7 protein-coding genes are annotated in these 22,248 nt (G+C 35.7%); all 7 read right to left on the bottom strand.

The window, feature by feature from the left end; translation table 4 throughout:
* Positions 1–8 precede the first annotated feature (8 nt).
* The 7 genes from EXC55_RS02145 to EXC55_RS02115 all read right to left on the bottom strand — a co-directional run bounded on the left by EXC55_RS02145 (position 9) and on the right by EXC55_RS02115 (position 21,877).
* Complete coding sequence (locus EXC55_RS02145; RefSeq protein WP_197722273.1) at positions 9–1,334, bottom strand: ABC transporter ATP-binding protein; 1,326 nt, start codon at positions 1,332–1,334, stop codon at positions 9–11.
* Positions 1,334–4,090, bottom strand: a complete 2,757-nt coding sequence (locus tag EXC55_RS03365) for an ABC transporter ATP-binding protein (RefSeq protein WP_318024538.1) — start codon at positions 4,088–4,090, stop codon at positions 1,334–1,336. Before EXC55_RS03365 ends, EXC55_RS02145 begins: the two co-directional genes overlap by 1 nt.
* 11 nt (positions 4,091–4,101) lie before the next feature.
* Positions 4,102–5,082 carry an ABC transporter permease gene (locus EXC55_RS02135; protein WP_129623041.1) on the bottom strand — a complete coding sequence of 327 codons (981 nt, stop codon included), beginning with the start codon at positions 5,080–5,082 and terminating at the stop codon, positions 4,102–4,104.
* Positions 5,083–5,085: 3 nt separating this feature from the next.
* Entirely contained in the window at positions 5,086–6,066 is a 981-nt protein-coding gene (locus tag EXC55_RS03375; RefSeq protein WP_408634041.1) for an ABC transporter permease, read from the bottom strand.
* Positions 6,067–8,619: 2,553 nt separating this feature from the next.
* On the bottom strand, positions 8,620–11,442 hold the full coding sequence (locus tag EXC55_RS02125) for an ABC transporter substrate-binding protein (protein WP_129623040.1): 2,823 nt from the start codon (positions 11,440–11,442) through the stop codon (positions 8,620–8,622).
* An 11-nt stretch (positions 11,443–11,453) separates the two neighbouring features.
* Positions 11,454–12,065 carry a hypothetical protein gene (locus EXC55_RS02120; protein ID WP_129623039.1) on the bottom strand — a complete coding sequence of 204 codons (612 nt, stop codon included), beginning with the start codon at positions 12,063–12,065 and terminating at the stop codon, positions 11,454–11,456.
* Positions 12,011–21,877 carry a PDxFFG protein gene (locus EXC55_RS02115; RefSeq protein ID WP_129623038.1) on the bottom strand — a complete coding sequence of 3,289 codons (9,867 nt, stop codon included), beginning with the start codon at positions 21,875–21,877 and terminating at the stop codon, positions 12,011–12,013. Before EXC55_RS02115 ends, EXC55_RS02120 begins: the two co-directional genes overlap by 55 nt.
* Between the last annotated feature and the right edge of the window lie 371 nt (positions 21,878–22,248).

The raw sequence follows: 22,248 nt of genomic DNA, 5'->3' as shown, positions 1-22,248 counted from the left end.
GTTCTTAATTAGATTTCCTTAAAGTTTTGTTTTTGCAATTCTTTAAAAGTTTCTAGTTCTTCATCGGTTGCTAACACGAAATGTTGGTTACCCAAATCTTGTCATTTTGGTTGTGTTTCCATATCATATTCGTGCATTTCAGGGTTATAAATATAACCAAGAAGTGAACCTTTTTCGCTATCAATTGATGGCACCGCATCTAAAAGACTTTTAGTATATGGGTGCATTGGGTGTTTCATAATTTCATTGGTTGGTCCAATTTCGACTAAAACACCTTTGTTTAGAATTGCAATTCTGTCAGAAATGTATTCAACCATCCGTAAATCGTGCGCAATGAACACGATTGTGAGATTGAATTTTTCTTTTAGTTCGTTGAAAATATTAATAACTTGTGCTTGAATCGAAACGTCAAGAGCACTAATTGGCTCATCAGCAATTAACAACTTAGGTTGTAAGACCACCGCACGACAAATCCCTAAACGTTGTTGTTGACCGCCTGAAAACTCAAGTGGATAACGACCTAACACCGAATCATCAAGTCCAACTAAATTAAGAATTTGTAAAATTAATTTCTTACGGCAAGCACGTTCAGAAAGTTTGTCCATTTCTTTCCGCGTTTGAATTGATTCGTTAAAGTAAGGAATAAATTCTTGATAACGCGCGTCTTGGTTAGTTGCCTTAATTAATTCACGATAAGTTTGAACAAAATATTTTTGGTAACTTTCTTTGTGATCAGCAGGAGTTTCCTTAGCTAACTTTTCAAAGTCTTCAAATAATGGTTTAAGGTTTCGCTCTCTAATTCTTTGGTTTAAAGTAACGAAAAATTCTGCGTCATAGTTATATAAGTAAATAAATTTTGCAGCTTTAAGGTTGGTTAAGCCTTCGCCAACTACGGTTTCAACGTTTTTGTAAGGGTTAAGTGAGTTGGTTGGATCTTGGAAAATCATTTGCACTTTATTTATTAAAAAGTCAAGGATTTTCTTTTTGTTTTTGCCAAATTTGAACCCTTTATTCACATTTTTTGGCATCACAGTGTCAAGAATTTTGATGTGGCCAAATGAGTGTGGCGTCAAACCAACTAACGTACGACCAATTGTTGATTTACCAGAACCAGATTCTCCAACTAAACCAAGTACTTCACCGTCGTAAACATTAAACGAAACGTCTTTGATTGCCTTAAATCTTTTTACACCGTTACCATAAGTAACATCTAAATTACGAATTTCCAACAAGACATCACGGTCACTGCAATTCAACATTTCTTCTGTGCTTTCAACAATAGGGCGACAGACTTTTTTACCGAAAAGTTTTTTTTCACAATAAAACTTAGCCATTATTGTTTACTCCTTGAAGTGGTTGTGTCTTTCTTGTTCGTTTTGGTTGTTTCCGTTGTTGGTTGTGGTTTTGCAGCGGCTGGCACTGCTTTTTTAGGCATCTTAGGAATTTTTAGTTTCTTTTTCTCTTTCACAACTTTTGGTTTAGGTTCTTCAACTTTGGTTGGAGCTGGAGTTTGCGTTGCTTCCTTGGTTGTAGGTTCTTTTGTTACAGTTTCTTTCGCTGCGGATTCTTTTGGTGCGATGCTTTTGTTGTCTTTTGCTTGGTCTTGTGCTTTTTGAGCATCATCTTGTTGTTCAAGTCAAGCTTGAACATCTTTTTTATCTTCCTTACTTAACTTATGTTTAGACGAAGGATTGATTGCAGTTTCAGCTTTCGCTTTTTTCGATTTCAAGAGTCCTGCTTTAAGTTTCTTGGTTTTTTTATCATCAGGAGTCTTAGCATCTGCATTCTTGTCACTTTTATCTTTTTGAGCTTGTGCAACTTTAATTGCTTTTTGTTCTTTTTTACTTAAAGCATTAAATTCTACTTGTTTTTGGTGTTCTTCAAAAAGCACTGATACATCTGCGTTATAGGCTTGTGCGTCAAGTTGGTGTGCTTGATATTCTTCCTCTTCAACAAAAATATTTCTGTTGTAAAGTAAATTCAACGCAAGGTTGTATTTTCTTCATAATTTTTGAATTGTAGCAGGTGGAGTATATCTTGGCGCTTGTTTGTTGAGTAAGTTTGAACGGACAAAGTGAGTTGGTGAAACTTGGTACAATGGTGGGTTTTGTTCCAAGTCAACTCATAAAGCATAGTCATTACGAACTGCGAACGCGTCACCTTTGATTTGGTTGAGTGATGATGGCACAGCACCACGAATCACTTGTAAACGGACATCGTTATTAAAATCAGGCATCGAAGTAATCAAGCCTCAGGTGTAAGGGTGTTGTGGGTTAGTAAGAATTTCTTCTTTAGTACCACTTTCCACAATTTGACCAGCATACATAATGTTAATGAAGTCACTAATTGATGAAACCACACCTAAGTCGTGAGTAATGAACACAATGGCAATTTTGAATTGCTCTTGTAATTCTTTAATAATGTTAAGTACTTGCGCTTGTACAGTTGGGTCAAGCGCAGTTGTTGGTTCGTCAAGAACTAAAATTTTTGGTTTAAGTGACACAATTGAGGCAATTGCAATCCGTTGGATCATTCCACCTGAAAGTTCATGAGGATAAAGTTTCATAATCTTTTCAGGGTTGTTAATTTTAGTTAAGCGTAAGTATTTAATTGCTTCTTCGTAAGCTTCGCGTTTGTTTTTAACAATTTTGTTAATAAGCAAACCTTCCATAATTTGCTTACCAACTTTCATTGTTGGGTCCAAAATTGACATTGGGTTTTGGAACACAGCACTAACAATGCGACCACGTAGTTTTGACTTTTCTCAGTTGTAAGCTGAGAATTTTGATACTTCTAAACCATAAAGTTTAACACTACCAGATTCAAACACAGCATTCGAGCCAGTAAGTCCATATAAAAGTGAGGTGAGCACACTTTTACCAGATCCAGATTCACCAATAACTGCATGTACCATTCCTTCATAAACTGTTAATGAAGCACCACGTAACACCACATTCTTTTCTTTTGGATTGGCTGGGTTTTTAAAGGTTAACCAAGCGTTTTCAATTCGAGCAGCAACCTTTGTTTTTTTGTTTAACACCGTGGTTTTAGGAGTTGCTTCAATTAATTTTTGGAAGGTGTTAAAGTCAATGTTTCTTGAAATTACATCAAGTTGTTCATTTGTCAATTGCACCTTGCCTGTAGCAGTATCGGTCAACGAGTTCTCAAAAGTTTCGATAATTTTTTTGGCCGCTTTACGTCTGGTAAAAAATTTTAATTTTTGACTTCAGCGGTCAACAATTCTTCTCCAGAAGGTTTTGGTTGGATCTTTTTTAACTACTAATAAGTCAAGCGGTTCTGGTTTGTTGTCTCAAATAATTGGAGTTCTAAATTTGCGGTTATAACCAGTCAAGTGTTTTGACACTTTCAAACGCAACACAAATTCAAGAATTTCCTTACGGTCAAGCAATTTTTTACGTAAGGTTTCAGGTAAGGAACCAACTGCCAACAAGTCATTGATTTTGGCAATTTCTTCTTCCTCGAAGCGTTTTTGGGCTTCGAGTTGCTCATGAGTTATCTCTTCAAGAGTTGCCTCACCTTGGTCACTGACTAAGTGTGCAATTTCATCATCCAAAATTTCAAAGTCATCGTAAATTGAATCAAAGTCGCCTTCGAGCGCTTTGTCATAGGCATTTTGGCTAATGTGTTCTTTAATAACAGTACGTTCGCTTAGCGATTTACCAGCTGCAAGTAACTCAAGTTCTTCGTCATAAGCACGTTGTTGGTAAGTACGATATTTAAATCAGTCAGGATTTTCGATTTTGTCAGCTTCCACTTGTTGTCAGTAAAGCTGTTCTTGTTCAAATTCGTAAAGAGTTTTTGCTTCACGCGGTTTCAAACGTTGTTTGCTTGAATCAGGTGACAAAATTACGGGTGCACTTGGTGGTAAGTCTCACTCGTTTGCCCGCACGTTGATAGTTTGAGGGCGAAAAACTTTGTCAAAAGGCACTGGTTTGTGCAGTTTTTCCAAGTCACCATTGACTGGGCGTTCACTTCAAGAAGAATCATTATCAGTTAAATAGTTAGTAGAAAGAGCTAATGGTTTGCCTTTTTTCTTAAGTTCGTCTTTATTCGGAAATCTTAATTTCATTTTGCTCCTTTCTATCTTTGTCTCAACAGACTATCTTGAATAGCTGCTGACATTAACTGAATTGAAGTGGTGACAAGTACTAAGGTAAATGATGGAATCAACACATAACGTGGGTACACAGTAAATACTTTGGTTCCTTCAGTAATCAAGTTACCTAACGTTGGAATTGAGGTAATTGATAAACCAATGAAGGCAAGCGAAGTTTCACTAAGAATTACCCCTGGAATTGAGAAAACAATTTCGGTAACTAAAATTGGAATAACAACTGGTAAGTAGTTAAGTAACACTTTGTAAGTTGGAGTTCCAAGAATTTTGGAAGCATTGACTCACTCAAAAGTGGTTGCCCGCAACACTTGCGAACGCATTTGGTTGGCAATTCCTGTTCAGGAGGTAAAGGTTAAGGCAAAGACAATAATTCAGAAGGTTGGTTTGAGGATCACGGTAATAATAATCAAAATGATGATTGATGGTACGTTGGTAATGATCTTAATTATAAAGGTCATAATCTTGTCAAAGATGCGGAAGTGTCCCATACAAATACCAATGATTAAACCAACTAAGACTTGAATGCCCGTCACAATGAAGGCAAGCGCTAAGGAATAACGTAAACCTCATCATAAACGTGCAAAGATGTCACGTCCTAAGTTATCAGTTCCTAAAATGTGCCCGCTGGTAAAGAAAGTAAAGTTAGCTTCCTTGGTGTTAATCACCGTTGGGTCAGTAGTGAAAAAAGGAATGATAATGGCAAGTAGAATAATTAGGGCAAGTGTAACAAACCCAAACACACCGGCAAAAGAACGCGAGAAGCGGTAGAAAAATTCTTTAAACGGGCGCTGGCGTTCCTTGAGGGTTCCTTGTTCATAACTAGCTAAAATTTCACCAATAAGTTCTCACTTTTTATGTTGTAGTGGCTGTAAAAATGGGTTAGGGGCAAGCTGTTTGCCATGTTCATTATTGGCAGCACGAGCTTGTTTGCGACTCAGTTTACTCATAATTTAAAGCCCTTTCTTTCTCACACGTGGGTCCACAATTTTGTAGAGTGCATCACGAAGTGTAAATGACAAGATTGTAATAAGTGAGAACATAGTTACTAAGAAGAGAATGATTGAGTAGTCTTTTGAAGTAATTGCTTCTAGTAAAAGTCCACCCGAACCAGTGATGAAGAAGATTTTTTCCACGAAAAGTGAACCAATGAACGAACCAAAGATAACTACAGGGAAGAAGGTAGCAATTGGGAACAAGGCCGGTTTAAGGGCGTGTGTTCACACAAATCTTGTTTTTGTTACACCTTTAAGGAAACAGAATTTAGCGTGCATTGAGTTAAGTTCCCGGTTGAGCTCAACTCTAATGTATTTGACATAAACAATAATTGAACCAAGCGAAAGTGCTAGACCTGGTAACACGTAGGTAGCAATGTCTTTTTCGTTGAAGATATATGGTAAGTTCAAATAACGACCTGCGAGCAATAGCCAAAGCGCAAACACGAGCGATGGAATTGATGAAAAGATCGACACAAACACAGTTGCAAGGTGGTCTGGTCATCTGTCAGGGTTCATCCCCACAAACACACCAAGTGGAATTCCAATAATTAAAGTTAAAGCAACTGAGAAAATACCAACATAGAAACTCTTCAAGAATCTCACTCAGATAAAGTCATTAATTTGCGAACCAGGAAACACTGACAGTGACACACCAAAGTCCCCATGAATAATGTTGTACAAGTAGATTCAGTAACGTTGCACGACTGGTTTGTCTAGTCCGTATTGTTGTTCCACCGCGGCCTTGACGCTTTCATCTAGTCCGGAGGTAATTGCGTTAGAACCTGGAATTGAGTTAATCAAGAAGAAGGTAATGGTAATCACAATTCAGGCCACCAACACAAATTCTAAGAACATCTTAAGCACTGAGTAAAGTGATTTGACAAATGATGATCTTGGTGAAAGTAAGTTCAAGAATCAATTTGATTTAAACCTAATTCTGCGACCAGTGTAATCAACATACTGGTGCACAATTTTGGTTTTCTTATCTTCCGGATCAACTTCAGCAATTTCAAAGCGTGTTTTCTTTTGGACTGCTTCTTTTGCTTTAGTTTTAGCATCTTTAGCGTACAAGAAATCAAGATTAGTAATGTTTCTTTCTTTAATGTAAGCAAAAAGTGCTGCTTCTTTTTCTTTTGAATACGCGTTAACAAGTTTTGAACGTTCAACTGTCATCCGTTCAATTTTGTTTTCCAACTTAGTTTGTTGTTTAACTGAAATTGCAGCTTGCACTTCAGGATCGTTCAAAAAGTTTTGGTAGTGAGCAATTTTAGCATCCAATTTTTGTACTTTACGTGCAACTGCTGGTGTTAATTCTTCGCTAGCTGTATCTTGGAGAATTTCTGGCAGAACAATTTTTAAAGGTACATATGCTGAATCAACTCTACTGCTATAGTGTGGACGTCGAGGTTGGAAGTTAGCTGAAGAACCACTCCGACGAGCTACAGCAAATCTTGAAATTTCTTCAAAGTTAATTGGAATGAATTCATCCAACAATTGTTTTTCAAGGTCATAGTCAAATTCATTAGCAACTGCTCTGTATTTTTTGAAGGTTTGTTGTTCTTCTTGAGTTTCTTCAAATAAATTAAGGAGTTTAAGTTGTTCTTCGTAAATTCAAAGTCTTTCGTAAAACTCTTCAATGTTTTTCTTGGTTGCTGGTGCAATTAAAGCAAAGTATTTTCTTTGTAAAGTTGTTAATTTTTTGTTAATTTTTTGCACAACTTTACGAGTTTGTCCGTTTTTAAGTTCAGGATCTTTTTCTTTAGTCGCAGTCAACACATCATTCGAAAGTTTAATTTGTTTATAAACTTCGTCAATTTGTTTAAGTTTACGCGCTGGAACAGATTTGTTTTCGAAAATCGAAGGTAACAATAATTTTGGTTGTTCTGGTACCTTTTTAACTACGACAGTCTCAGGAGTATCAGTTTGCAATTCTACCTGTGACATAGTAGTATTTAACAACATTGGCACAACACGTTTGGTTGAACTTCTGAGTAAATCGTAATTTTTCTTTGAGTAAGGATATTCGATTTTGTCAATTTCTAACTGAAGAAAATCAATTCTTTGTTGTGCTTTTCTTTTGTCAGCTTTGATTTTTAATTTACCGCCATTGGTTTCATCACCGTTTAAAAAATCATCGTATAAACTTAATTGTTTTTTAAGACGATCTAACCTTTGTTTTTGGTGTGCTGAATAAACTTCACGATTTTTCGTTGGTACCTTTACTATAGGGGTATATTCATAATACTTAACTTTATAAGTTTCTTGTTCGTTTGGTCCTGGCAAAATTGATTCGCCATAAATAGCACCACGTGGAATAGTGAAAGTTTTTGATAATAGTGGATTAACAAATTCGAAAGCAGTTGGGTCTTTCTTTCAAAGATCTTCAACAGCATTTTTGTAGTATGGAGTTTCGAGTTTGTACTTTTTGAGTTGCAATAACTCAATTCTCTTTTGCAACGTACGTTGGTCTTTAAGTTTAGTTAATTTACCACCGTTAGTTGGGTCGCCACTAATGAAAGCTTTATATTCTTCAAGTTCTTTGTTGATTGCAGTAATTTTCACAATATTTTGTGAAGAGGCTTTAATGTAACGATCTTGTGGGTACCGTTGTTGCGCCACATCATTAATAGCTTTGTTTGCAGATTCTTCAACAAGTTGAGCAAGTTGTTTCTTTCTAAGTTCTTCGGTTAACGCTTCTTCTTTAGCTTTTTCTTCAGCGATTTTAGCTAACTGTTTATTAAATTCAAGTTTTGCTTCACTAAGTTCTGTTTGCAGTCTTTGAATTTTTTGCGCTGCTTTCTTTTGTTGCAGCTTAGATTTTAATTGACCATTGTTGGTTTCATCACCATTAATAAACGCAGTATATTCGTTTAATTGAGTTTGAAGTCTTTGAATTTTTTCTTCTAACTTTGAGTCAGCTAAAGCAACTTCAGTTGGTGTTGGTTCCTTTATTACAGCAGTATTTGCCAATTCTTCTTCAATTGTTTGAATGATTGGATCTTCTTCTACTACTGGGGTTTCTTCAACAACCACTTCATTTTCACTAACTGGTGTTCCAACGACAGCTTCTGTGGTTGCTGGAGCAGTTGTTTGTTCAACTTCGTTTTGTACTGGAGAAGCTTTTGCTTCTGTGCTTGTAGAAACTGTTTCTTCTGCTGTTTCTGCTTCTTCTTCACTTGTTTCGGCAGGTTGACTTTCTTGCACAGTAGCTGCAAGTTCTGCAACTTCTTGTTCTAACTTTTTAATTTTTTGTTGTACTTTTGGTAAGTTTCTCTCCGCCTTAGCTTTTTCTTTTGGTGTAGTTAACCAAGAATCTAATTCAGGATCATTACTTAAAATTTTTTCAAAAAGTATTACTTCATCTTGTAATTCTTTGAGTTCAGTTTGTTTTTTTGTTAGCAGCGCTGAAGTAGATGCTGCTTGTGATTCAGCATGATCTAACTGTTCATTCTGAGTCTTAAGATTTTTATCTTTTTTCATCATCTACTCCTATTCTGTGCCGCCAATTTTTCTTGGCAATCTATTTTGTGGTGGGTTGGTTACATCATAAGCAAATTGTAACGAGTAAGTGTTACCACCTGTTACACCACCAACTCTCGATATTTTCCAGTAAGTATCAACTTCCATTAGTGGAACTACTACTGCTGAATCTCTAACAACTTTTTCGAAAACTGCAATAACTGCAAAGACTTCTTTTTCAGTGAATAACAAAGCTTTTTCTTCATTAGTGAATTGGTTTGAGAAAAAGGCCGTTAATCTGTTTGTGTACTGAAGATCTGTTTCCTTAGGTAATTGGTAAGCTAATTCAAGTGCTTTTTTTCAAATTAGTTCGTTTTTCACGTTTAAACGTTCTTGTAAGGCTTTGTCTTTTGCGACATCTGCATTGACAACTTTATTTTCTTTATTAAGTGAGTAACCCATTTCATCAAAGTATTGTTTATAAGTTCAACTACCTGCTGGGTTGTTTCTAAATCCTGAATTTTTCGATTGACTCTTTTGAATACCATCTGGTGTGAAGAAAGCTATAACATAGGCATATGGGTCGCTACCAAAGATATCAAAGTTGCCATATAACAAGTCAAATTTACCACTAGTTTTGGCATCTTCATACACGGTAATTGGCATTGGTTTAATGTCAATTTGGAAGAAATTAGCATCTTCTTCTTTAAATGAACGCTTCAATTGGTCAACTAGGGCATCACCAACTCTGGTTTGTTCGTCGGTTGAGTTAGTAATGTAAGTTAAGGTAACTTGTTTTACATCTGGATGACGTTTCTTGTATTGGTCAAGGTAAGCTTGAGCAATTTCTTTCCGGTACGCAAGGTCACGCCGTGGCAATTGTTCAAAACGATAAGATTTTGCTAAGTGGTCAACGTGCGTGTAATTTTGTAATGGAATCGAACGATCAACATTTTCAGGCGCAAATTCAACATTAGTTCAATCGTTCACAAAGGCACTTTCAAGCGATTCCCCTAACGAAGAGGCACTCGAACCGAATTGTGTTCAAGTAATAACAGGGAACGATGAGTTTCAACCGGCAATTTCTAACATTTCTTCACGATTAAGCGCATAGTAAATTGCATTTCTTAAGTAACGATCTTGTAATGGTGAATTGCCGTTAGTTTCTTTATCAAGGTTGAAAGCTAACGCGATTGTACCGTAACCAGCACCTTTAACCATGAACTGACGATAATCACTTTGTGCTCAGTAGTTAAGCTGTTGAATCGAAGGTACTTTAGTTTCTGAAATTAAACCATCATCGAATAAAGCTGAGTTGGTGTTTGGATCAGAACTAAAGTAAATTTTAATTTTGTTCGACAAGGTAAAGTCGGCTGAATAGTAAGATGAATCTTTTTCTAATTCAATGTGACCTTGACCACCCAACACTAACGATGAAATTCGGAATGGACCAGAAGTTAAGAATTCTTTCTCGCTCAAACCAAACTTAGCTACAGTGGTTACTTTTTCGACAAATTTACGGTTCACTGGGAATAATTGGTCTAACAAGAATTGAACTCATGGACTTAAACTTTGTGGTTCATTCGGATTGAATTCAAGTCTTAATGAATATTCATCAAGCGCAAAGACACGATTTTGTACTCAGTCAATTGGCTTGTAATTAGCTGGCACAGTGGTATCACGTTGGCCGTAAAGTTTTGAAACTTCTAAATTGTAAGCATTTAAGTCGGTTGCATTTTCATCATAACTAGTAGTAAGTTTCTTCTTGAGTTCACTAGCTTGATTGAGTGCAAAAAGTAGTTTGTTCCGGTCAAGTTTTTGACGAGGGTCGGTAAAGTGATACTTACGAATTTTGGTAGCAAGCCGTTGGGGAATATTTTGTAATTCTTCCTTGGTGTGTTTTTCGGTTGAATATTCTGGGTTTGGTAACATCACCACCGTAATTTCGGCATCGGGATCAAACTCAGGTGAAAATTCAATGGCTTGGAGAATTTCTTCGTTGCTGTAGTTTCAGTAAAGACGGTTTGAGTAAGCACCTAAGCTTAAGACTGCGTTTTTAATTGCTTCAACATCTTTCTCGTCACCAGCAGTTTGTGAAGCTCAAGGTTTTCATTTTGGATTAAACACATCATAAACTAACTTACCATTAACTTCGATCACTGGTGGGTAACCAAAAGGATTTTGGTAAGTTTTTTTGTATTTATTAATGTAATCTGACTGAGTCTTGAGCACAGTGTTAACTTCATTAATTTTGCTCCGTGACATTCTGATAATGTGCTGCGAACCGGTATTGATATCCAAAATGTAGTGAATGTAATCAATGTAATCAGCAGCTTCAATCGGGTCACCGTTGCTTCACTTACTTGCGCCGCGGTTGAGGTTGATTGTTGACGAAAGTACATTATTACTTGGCGTGGTAATAAGGGAAACTTGGTCATTGCTTGAATCAATAGTAAGTGAACCAGGTAACACTAGTTTTGACAAGTCAAAGAAGACACCAGAAGCCTTTTTAGGTTCATAACTATTACTTGCTAAATAGTCTTCAATTGTGTTGCCTTTCGATTGGTACGCCATAATGAGAGTATCTGGTAAGGTGAACACATTTTGCACTTCCGGGTTGGTATTAGAACGGAAAATTGATTCGGTGAGCGAACCAAGTAAACGGTTAGCCGCATTGTAACGTAAGTAGTTAAGTGAGTTAATTGGTTCGTGTACTAAACCAAAGTCATAGTCTTTAGTTAGCTTATTTCACTTTGTTTCTTGGTTGGTGTTGCAACTTGCTGAAATGAAAGCTAAAGGTAAAACAGCACTACTAAGACCGAGTAAAAATTTATTTAATTTCTGTTTGTTCATGTCATTCTCCTTTAAAAACTGCCATTAAATTGGTTTTGTACAATCAAAATTGCTTTGCCTTGCAATGCTTCATCATAACTCTCGTCTGCTTTAGTTACTTTCGTTGGGGCTTGGTCATAAGTTTTTCCGTTTTCACTCACACTCTCAACATTACCTAAATCAACTTCGTAAGCAAAGGTTCCCTTTGCATCCGAAGCAAAGTACATATAGTATTGTTCGCCAGGTGTTAATAATCTGTCCCGGTACTCATTCATTACCGCATAATCTGAAACTCAAGCCGTAAAACCAATACCTTCGTGTTTACCGTTGAGGTCTGTGTACTTGTAAGGTTCGTCAGCTAAGGTGTGACGTAAGCTTGAATCACGTTCGGCATCACGCCGTTGTTGTTTGTAGTAGAACAAGTTATCTGTACCATCGGTTGTAACTTTTAAGGTTTTAATTTCACCAGTTTTAATATTTTTGAAAGCAAGGTATTTGATCTTTTCTTTCATAGTTGTTGGCACATAACCAAACATTGCCACTGCGTCTAAATCATTGTTACGTCAAAGTTTAGTTAAGTTTCGTTTACCTACACCTTGGTTTTGAATATAGAACTGTCAGTAGGCGTCCACACGGTTAGTCACTGCCCCCCCTCCAAGTTCTTAATTCTAATAGTGTCATCTTCAACTGGATTACCGTTGTCGTCGTAAAGTAAGAAGTCAGTAATTTCACGGTACCAACGGTCTAAGTATCAACCGTTATTGTCGGTTAAGATTTTGCCAAAGTATGATGATTCTTTTGATATTTGAGGTGAAAAGTCTTCGTCAGTAACAAATTTGTAAGGGGTTTTGATTTGGTTATAGTTGTAGTTGTAAGCTTGACGCTCGGTTGCTAAGGTTTTGTAGAAGTCTTGCAAGGCGCCTTTGACTGAGGCTTGTGCTGCTGCACTGCTTGAGTAAAGCACTTTCCGGTCGTTTCAAGTTTGTGCTTTTTCGCCATTAATTACATAGGTAACACCAAGTGAAGACTCCGATGCGCCACCAAGAGCAGTTGGTAAGTTTTGGAAGTTTTTAGCTACAGGTGCGTAAGTGATTTGCAAGTTATCACGGTTGATAGTTTCTGCTCAACTTCAAGTATAGTCACTGAAAAGTTGGTTGAAGTCACGATAAGTTTTTGAGTAGTAAAGACTTTCAATAAAGGCATCTGGCTTGTCTTTGATTTTGCCACCAAATTGTTCTAGGATTCCTTGGAGTACCCACACAATTTCTGATTGGTTGTTAGCTTCAAATAATGGTTTGAGTGCCGTAAGTTGGTTTGGTGGTGCAATAGTGATTTTGCTCCGTGTGAGCATTACATCCAAGAAACTAAGTTGATGCATAGTTAAATCACGTTGTGGATTAAACTCTTGATTTCAAGTGTATTCACTCATTTTCGTTTTGTATTGTTCAAGAATAATGTTGAATTGGTCACGCAAGACGCTTTCGTTATTAGTTGCAAATACATCAAAGTCAGCTAGTTTAAGGTAATCAAGTCCCACGTTGGCATCAAAGATTCAGTATTTACTTGGATCAGCAAGTAATTGTGCCAGTGTGTAATGAGTGTGGACTAAAGCCAATGGACTCGCAATGAAACGTTTCATAAATTCATTTGCAAGTAATTGTGCTTTTTCTGTTGCGTTTGCTTCTTTAAGCATTGCTTCAAAACCAGCTTTTTCGTCTTTAGTTAGTTTTGCAGTGTCTAATCAGTTCCGTAAACCATCTTCAAAACGTGTTTGACTGTACTTAGTTGCTACATAAGCAATGTCTCAGTCAACTCTGTGTTTAGTTGTGTTAAGTTTGGCTTTGGTGAGATCAATTTTGACAAATTTTAAGAATGTAGCCACATCAGTAAATTCAGTTTGAGCACCAAAAGTTTGGTTTGAACCAAAAGCTTGGAACATTTCATTGTGCTTATCTAAATTCAAGTTAGCTGTATCAATTTTAATTTTGGCTGCTTGTTTAAAGCCTTCTGCGTTAAGTGGAGCTACTTTGTTGTCAGCTGTAATTAATCTAAAGATTGCTGGTTGCGCACTCTCATTTTGGCCAAAAGCAGCAAATAAACTTTGCAATGGTGAAGTCAAATGTTTTTTACTCAAAATGTCATCACTTAAATATGTTGCAATTTTGTAAACTGGTGGCACTTTAAAATTAAAAGTTTTTTCAAGTGCTGCAAGATTCGCAAGGTAAGCTCCCTCAAAAATGTTACGAGCATTGCCGGCATTAGTAATAACATACTGACCATCTAGTCAAGTTGCAAAAGCAGCTGTTCCGTTTTGATAGTTTCATCTACCTTCTGGGTAGAAACTGCTTAATCGATAAAGATTAGTAAAGACAGTGGTGTTGGCACCAAGATTTCAGATTTCTGGCTTACTTGAAATAGGCGTCGTGGCATCAAAATCGTCAGCATAAAATTCAATGTTTTTAGCTATTCGTTCCAAGAACTGAGCAAAAGTTAAGTTTTGTACCGCGGCATCATCTAAGAATTTAGTGTACCCATTTTGGTTTGGCAGATCAACAGCCTTGGTCTTTAAATAATTAGAAACATTAGCAAGTGGAATAACTTTATTATTTTCGTCTAAATCGTAGTATGAATAATATGAATAATCAGATCTTCCATTAGGTCTTAATGTGTATCATTTCAATTTACTAATAGCACTTAAATCAGCAGCATCTTGTGGTTGTCTTTTGACAACTAAATCAAAGTAAGATTTAGCCGCTAACGCGTATGAAGCTGCGGAAATTTGTTTTGTGAGTGCTTGGTTAAAAATACCATTAATTGGTCAGTTTTGAGTGAAGTCTAATTCAACTTTGTTATCAATTTTAGCATTTGAATGATCACGATCTCAGCCGCCTATTTGCGGTGAGCTTGGGTAGAATGCTTGGATAGCCTTAATTGCCTTGATAACTATATTATTGTAGTATTCGATTTCTGCTGGATCAGTTAAGACTACATTCAATGGTAGTTGTAAGGCGTCTTCGCCAAACTCATTTTTCAAAATAACTTTGGTAAATTTAGTCATTTTGGTTCAACCAGTCTCTGGATCTGTAGCTGCCACTCTGCTACCAGCTGGAATGTAAGGATCACTAGCTTCAACAACTTTTGGTAATCGTTTACCTGATTTGTCATCTTTAACAAATTCAATCAAATTACCAGCACGATCTTTAAGGTTCAAGTTGTTGTTTTCTGGCAAGGCAGGTAGGTAAACTTCCTTACCATCTGTAGTTGGAGTTAAGACTTTTAGAACTCCATCAAATTTACTTGGGTTGAGTGTACCTGAATAAGGGTCAAGAGCGTTGAGTAACCATAAGTCTGAAATCCGCAAGTGTTTTTTGAGTTCATCAGTGGTTAAACCATATGCTTCTTGACGCGCTTTGAGAGCAGCGGCAAAGCTTTCGAAATTTTGACCAAAACGACGTTTGTCGTTATTGAAGGCAAGACGGACATCGGTCACACCATCTGGTGTACCAAAAACGTCAGTAGCATCTTCAGTTTTGTATTCAATTTCGCCAGTTTCGCTGTTGAAAGTAGGTAATTGTCAACGAGGGTATTCACCAGCTTCATTAACTCTTTCACCTTTTTCGTTAAATTCAAGTAAAGGACTATTATCAACGTTAATGTTGCTCCGTGCTTGTAAATACAACTTCAACATCTCTGCATTTTGGTATGAGTTGATATTTGGTGGGTAGCCAGGTTGAAGTGCACTAACTAAAATTGGTTTGCTACCTTTGTCTCCTAAGTCACTAGCTCCATTAAGCGTAATGTGGTGACCATATTCGTGAGCGCCAACAAAAGCTAAGAAATCTCAAGCTAATGATTTAAAGTTAGGATCAGTGGCTTTGAGTACACTTCATAACCCAACACGTGAATTCATGTTTCAGCCTAAGTACGCACCATCTTTAACTTCATAAGTCATTTCACCATTAGCATCAATACTACGTTCAAGGTGCGCGCCAGTTTGTCACTCAGCTGCGTAAGGGAATTTTTCACGGACAGTATCAAGTAAAAGCAAGTAATCTTCTGAAAAAATTTCAAACAATTTTTCTTTTTCACCTTGTTCATTGATTCTAAAACTACTTTCGTTGACCACGTAAGGTGAAAAGACTTTGTTATAACCTAATTCGCGAAGCAAATCAGCGACTTTGGCAACAACTTCCATTTTGGCGTTAGCATCAACACTAATAACTTTGTAACCATCAGTATAACCTGGTTCAACGTAAGCTTCTTCAGTCTTAGGTTCAACTTCACGTAAGATGAGTTCTAAGTTAGTACCGTTTTTAGCAAATTTATCAAGGTTAACATGCTTAATTTTGGCTTTAACTTCGTCTTCGTTAGTAGCAGTTAAGACACCTGCTTCTTTAAGTTTAGCAAGTAAAGTTACTTGGTTCGTACCATAGTATCACTGGTTGCCAGCAGTAAAGTTAAGAGTTTGACCGGCACGTTTGTTCAAATTGTCTTCTTTTTGTTCCAAAATAGCTTTGTTCCGCAACACTGCTGAGAAAGGACGAGTAAAGATTTCAAAACCAGTAAGGTTAGTATTTAATAATAAGGTAAATAAGTTTTGATAATTTTTGACCGCACCAAACAATTTTTGTACTTTTGTTTGCAATTGTCCGTAGGTGTTTGCCACCTCAGTAATATAAGTTACCAATTTAGAAGGCAGAACAGTGAAAAACACATCTGATCATGCGCCAATACCTGTGTCATCGAAAATGGCAGCTTTAGCTTTGAGATCGTACTCAAAGTTTTCGTCAAGCAATTTATTGTTAGCTACGTATCAATAGCTTGTTCCAAAAGTAGAATTATTCACTGCTGGATTGGCAGTCACGAAACTTTGATTACTAATTAAAGCATTGTAGAAGTAGTATTTAAGTAATTTGTCTTTATCTTGGTTGTAAAGTTCTGTCAAACGATTGTTTAGTGTTGTGCGTTCTTGGGAACTTAAGTTTGTTTTTAGTTTTTCCGCAATTTCAGCCGCTTCTTCTACTGAATTTGCAGTTGCCACATTGGCAGCAGCAAAGTCTGCTTGAATCAAACCACTCACCAAGGCACCAGCTCACACATAAAGTGTGTAATCTAAACGCGTAAACTTGCTTGCGTTTTCCGGTTTAGTTGCAAGATAAATCGCATCAAAAGCATTTTGCAAGTAATTTGTGTATACCTCTGTGTTGAAGCCTTCTTCGTTAAGTTTAGCTTGGAATTCAGTTTTAATTTTTTCAACACTAACTGTAAATTCAGCAATTTCTTGTTTAAGCGAATTGAGGGTTAATTTAGTGTTTTTAATTTCGGTAAGTTGTCCTAATACTAAAGTTAAGAAGAGTGAAGCTTCTTGGTTAATTGAACCGCTAAAAACAGAACTATTAAAAATTAACTCTGAAGCTTTTTTGTATAAATCATTCAAAGCATTAGAATAAGTTTCAATTGCTGCTTCTTTTTGTTTAACTAAGTTAATAATTTCATCCTTTTGAGCAAAGAATGGGGTTAAATCAGTAAAGAAGTTAGTCAATTTGGTTTCAATTTCTGCTAGTTTAGCGTCAATTAAACTTTGCGCTTGATTACCTTCAAGATTGAGTAATTGTTTAAGTTTAGTTGCTTCTGCATTACCAAATTCAGCAATTTTGGTTTGACTAAAAGTATCACCCAAGTCAAAAATTGGGTTACCATCAGGACCATAGTGTTTAAAGTCATTGAAACCAACAGCATCTAATTGAGCTTGTTTTGTTTGTGCAAACAAGTTAAATTGTTCACTAAAGTAAGTATTAAATATTTTTTTGAACGATTCAATTTTTGTGTTGTCATTACCAGTTAAAACTTTTTTGTATTCCGTTAAGAACAATTTAGTTCTCATTAGGTTGTCGTAGTTTAATAAATAATTTTGAATTGCTGGAGTTTGACGTGACATTTCCGTGAATTTATCACTTACTTGCGTAGTTAACGATTCGAATTCACGCGCAAAGTCTTGGTTTTTGAGTGCTTCAAATTCTGCTTGTAAGTTGAAAATTTCTTTGAAAGTTTCACCAGAAGAACCATTAGTTTGATAGTCTGTTTGTACGGCTTGAATAACTGCGTAGAAAGCATTATAAAGGCTTTCAGACTCTGGGTTTTGTTGCGCAGTTTCTGGTAATTCGGTTGGAAGCCATGTTTGCAATTTAGCATCAATTGTGTCAATAGTTGCTTGGCTTGTGGTAATTTTGTTAAGTTGTGCAAGATATTGTACAAAATCAGTTTTCGCAGCATCATTAGCATAAAGTTGTGTTACTTTTGCATTATTTTGTGCCACTAAAGTCTCTAAACTTGTTTTCGTATCAGCTGCAGAATGATAAGCAACAAAAGGACTGAATTTAGTATAAGCATTAGCAAGACCGTCTAAAGTATCCAAAAATGCTGGAAGCACAAAATCAATAAGTTGTGACTCAGAAAATGGAATGAGGCGGTTTTCTCATTTTGGATCATTGCCTGTGACAAAAGTATCTGGATCTGTAACCACTTTAGCAAACAACTCAGCGCTATGTGCTAAACGAACTGCTGCTGAAGTTGTAGTTGCAGTTTTATATTCACTATCAGCAGGACTTTGTTTTGAACTTGAATCAAAGTTGAAAATATCAGTAAGAATGTTTAATAATAACGCAGGTTTGTGAGTTGTAGCTTCTGTAACACTTCATGGTGTGTCACTTGTTTGGTTGGCAGCAACTTGACCAACTTGTCAGTAGTCTTTATTATCCAAGGTGAGTGCATAATCTTTTTGTAAGAAACTTAAAACTTGACTACCAATACTGTAAAGAGCAACAAATCTAGAGAAGAAGCCATTCACAGAATTTTGTGCTGTAAGTTGAGTTTGTACAAATTTATAGTTAGCCAAAGCACTTTGGAATAAGTTTAATAAGGCGCCACTTTTAAGCTCTTCCATTAAAGTGTTGTAAACCTTGAATGTATTAAGGAAATATCTGTATGCAACCAATTTTTCTGAATTTTCTGGCTCACTGTCAAGGTTTGGGTTAGTTGCAACTCAGTAAGCAAATTTTTTGCTTACTTGTTGGTTCATAGTTACTAACTTGGTGAGTGTTGAAGGATCTTGTAAATTCGTGATAATAGCTTGCAAATTATTAAGAAAAATAGTTTCATACTTAAGAATGAAATCTTTATATGTAGTTTGTTCATTCACTTGCTCAAACAATTTGTTTGAACTATCAGCAAAAACATTTTTCAACTCTTCGCTTAGATTTGCACTTGTGCCTGAACCATCTTTTTTACCAGCGAAAATTGAAGTAAAGTTTTTATTATTTGCATTTTCAATTCATTGGTTGATGATTGTGGCATACGAAGCAATTGCACCCCCATCAATACCAGTAACATTTCTATTGCCGGCAGTCTTAAGATTTGCAAAAGCAGATTCAACTACAGCATTTTGTTGGTAAGTGATAGATTTTGTAAGTAACTCTGTTGCCTCGGCAGTACTAGCAACATTATGATTAGCAAACTTTGTGTAAGCTAATTGTGCGTTCGGCGCGAAAAAGACACCAAATTCACTAGTTGGTTGTACATATTGAATTTGTAAGAAAGCAGCAGCTTTTTGTGCACTTAAAGAATTGATTTCTGCTTCAATTTTAGCAGTCACTTGAGCTGCAAATTGAGTTTTTTTGCTTTCAAACGCAGCGCGCAAACTGTTGTATTTAGTCACAACTTCTTCACCGGTTGCATCACCAATAACATTTGCTAATTTAATAAGTGAATCAGTGAAAGTTTGCTCAAGTTTTTTAGTTTCAAGTTGAATTCTTAAGTTTTTATAGTCTTCAACAGTTGGCAATGAATTAACTAAACGCGTTTTGATACTTCGCAAGTTTTCTCTCAATGTTTCTAAATTAAAGACTGCATCATAAGTGTAAGAAGATCTTTCTAAAAACTGTGCTTTTCAAAGTTCAACTTTGGCCACATCAATTTTTGTTGTAAGTTCATTCTTGCTTGCATTTTTAATTTGACTGTAAAGATCACTTGCTGAAGTTGTGGTCATTTTAGTTTGAACTTCATTGTAAAGAGTTTCAATACCTTTACGTGCGACTGAATTGTCTGGAGCTTTTTGATTTCCATTAAGTGCTAAATTAACATAAGCTGCTAAAAATGATTCAGAACCATTGGTTAAGAATGAATTTTGCAGAAAATCTAGAATTTGTTCGCTCGCTTGTGCTTCAAAGGACTCTTCACCAGGTAATTTGTAACCTTCTGGGAGCGCAACAGCTGTTGAAGTACCGTTAGTCAAGTAATCTTTTAATAAATTGTAAGCTGATGTTGTTGAGGTTAAAGCAGTGAGATCATCATTAAATTGATTGATTTGAGTTTGAAGTTGAGCAATTTCTGCTGTAAGTTCACTGAGTTTTGTTTTCGATTCTTCAACTTTAAGTACATCAGTTTGTTCGCTTTTTTTCAACGAATCCAGTGGTTGGTCTTGAGCATTATTATAGAAATAGAATGCAGCTGTGGTATTTTTAGCGCCAAATAACGAAGTAGAACTTTTTTTGCGTAAAAAACCATTGAGATTTGCATAATCTCTTCAGTTTAAAGCGTTTTGTTTGCTAAGTTCTCGTAAAGTATCTAAAGAAATTAGATAGTTAGGTAAATCACCTAAGTCCACAGCATAGATAAAGTGATTGTTCTGGTCAACACTAACAAATCGTTTGTTATTCACGAACGGATCGAGCACTGCAAAAAGTTTGTTATATCAAGTAGTGTAAAATTTGTTGCTTTCAAGAACAAAATTTACCTTTTCTTGAAATTTAGCTGTATCCTCGAAACTTTCAGCAGCATATTCTGCGAATTTAGTTTCGTATGTTTTTACAAAATCTGTTTCAGCAAATTCAACTCTTAATTGCATAAGTTTAAAGAGTGAACGCGCTTTACTGAAATTGAAGAAAATTTTTTCAGCCAAGTTAAGAAAACGAATTTTTTCCGCTAATTTTGAATGGTTGTTTTCTGCGACAACCATTGTGTCATCAGCGTTTGGATCGTCTTCACCTTCAGCTTCTAAAAATTTCTTAAACTGTGCTGTTAATTCATCTAATTTTTCACTCGGAATACCAAATTTAGTTTGAACTAATTGCTCAGCAGTGTCAAATGATGTTTTTAAGGTTTTATAACGTTGGTCAGCAAATTCTCATGCAGAATTAATTTTTTCAAATGAAGCAAAATCTTTCGCAACATAAACCTTACGAGACCCTACTGTTGTCTTAACTTTGGTGCTTGAAATTAAATCAAACAAATTAAATGTTGTTCCATCTTGGAATCAAACTTTAAGGTATTTTTGTTCAAACTCATCCGTTTCAAGATTTGCAAATGTTGGTAATTCAACTGAAATAATAGTTTTTTCATCTAATTGCACAGTTTGTGGATCAATTTGTTTGAAGAAATTAAAATTACCACTAATTTCTGCATATTTTTTCAACTCAGCAGCTAAATTTTTGCGAGCTTCTTGTTCATCTTGTCCATGCGTAAGTAAGGCATATGTAAAACCATCATTTTCAAAATCTTGCTTAATGAGGTTTAATTCAGCTTTAGTGATGTCATTGAATGCTTGTTTTTCAAATTCATCTGTTCAATTTTGTAAACGAACAGCATAAACTTTTGCACCAACTAGTTCAGTGTAATCGTTTAAAGTTCTAAATCTATTACTTTGATTTATGTTTTGTGCACTATTGATTTCTTTAGCGTTTTGAAGTAAGTGGGTGAGTTCTTCAGAAGTTAAATATTGTGCATTTACAAGTGAAGTTAAAGAATCTACGGCATTGTTTTTTCCTGCAGTAGTTGAATAAATTGGTAAAGAACCAAAAAAGGCATCAGGATAAAATTTGATTACTGTTGTCTCTTTGTTAGTATCTTTGTGTGAACCAAGGATTATGCTAGAACCGTTTTGGTCAACTCCACGTACAATTGAGAAATTTTTCAGTGTAATAATTTCTGGACCTCAAGAAACATTTTTCATAAACCATTGAGTAAATTTGAAAAATTCAGATGGTGAAACAGCTTCAACATAATCATTGAAGAAATTAAAAGTTCCGTATGCAATATTGAGAGAAGGTAATTCGCGGTTTGTTTCAAAATAATCAAGAAGAAACTGATCTACATCAGCACTTGTTTCTTGACCATTGATTGTGTAAATAACTTTGTCTTCTTTTGTATCGTAAAGAGCAACTTCTCGTAAGTGGTCACCACTCATAAATTTTGTTGTCACATCTTTTTCAATATCTGAAACAAAGCGATTAATTAAAGCATCTCCTTGAACTGGATTAACCTTTCCTAACTTTTGATCTGATTTTGAAGCTGAAGCAAAAACTCCACCTATCGTCGTTCCTACTCCAGCTATTAACAACCCTGCGGATATGACATACTTTGGTCAAACTAGGGTTTTGAAATTAAATTTTAGTTTACTCATAGTAGCTTTCCCCTATTTAGTTTCTTGGATTTAACAATCAACACTTTTCTAAATCGAATTCTGGCAAAATTCTTAGAAATAAAAAAGTGCTTCAAGCAGTACTTTTTAAATTTCAAATTCGCAAATAAATCGCTATAACCTTTAAAACAAAATTGCTGCCAGACTGAAAAATATATATCGTTTAATTACAAATTCTAATATATATTAGAATGCTTAAATTATATATATAAATGCCTATATGTTTTGTGTTTATGCACAAACTAAGAAATTTTTTTCAATTTTTTGATTTTTTAAATTTTTGTTTCAAAGAAAAAGTTAACTTCAAGAAATACTGATTTTAAAACTAATTTTTTAGATATAGCTATGTTATA

The sequence above is a fragment of the Mycoplasmopsis columbinasalis genome, assembly GCF_900660705.1.
GTDB lineage: Bacteria > Bacillota_I > Bacilli_A > Mycoplasmatales > Metamycoplasmataceae > Mycoplasmopsis > Mycoplasmopsis columbinasalis.
The sequence above is the reverse complement of the archived record's forward strand: the minus strand, read 5'-3'. Positions and strand labels throughout refer to the sequence as shown.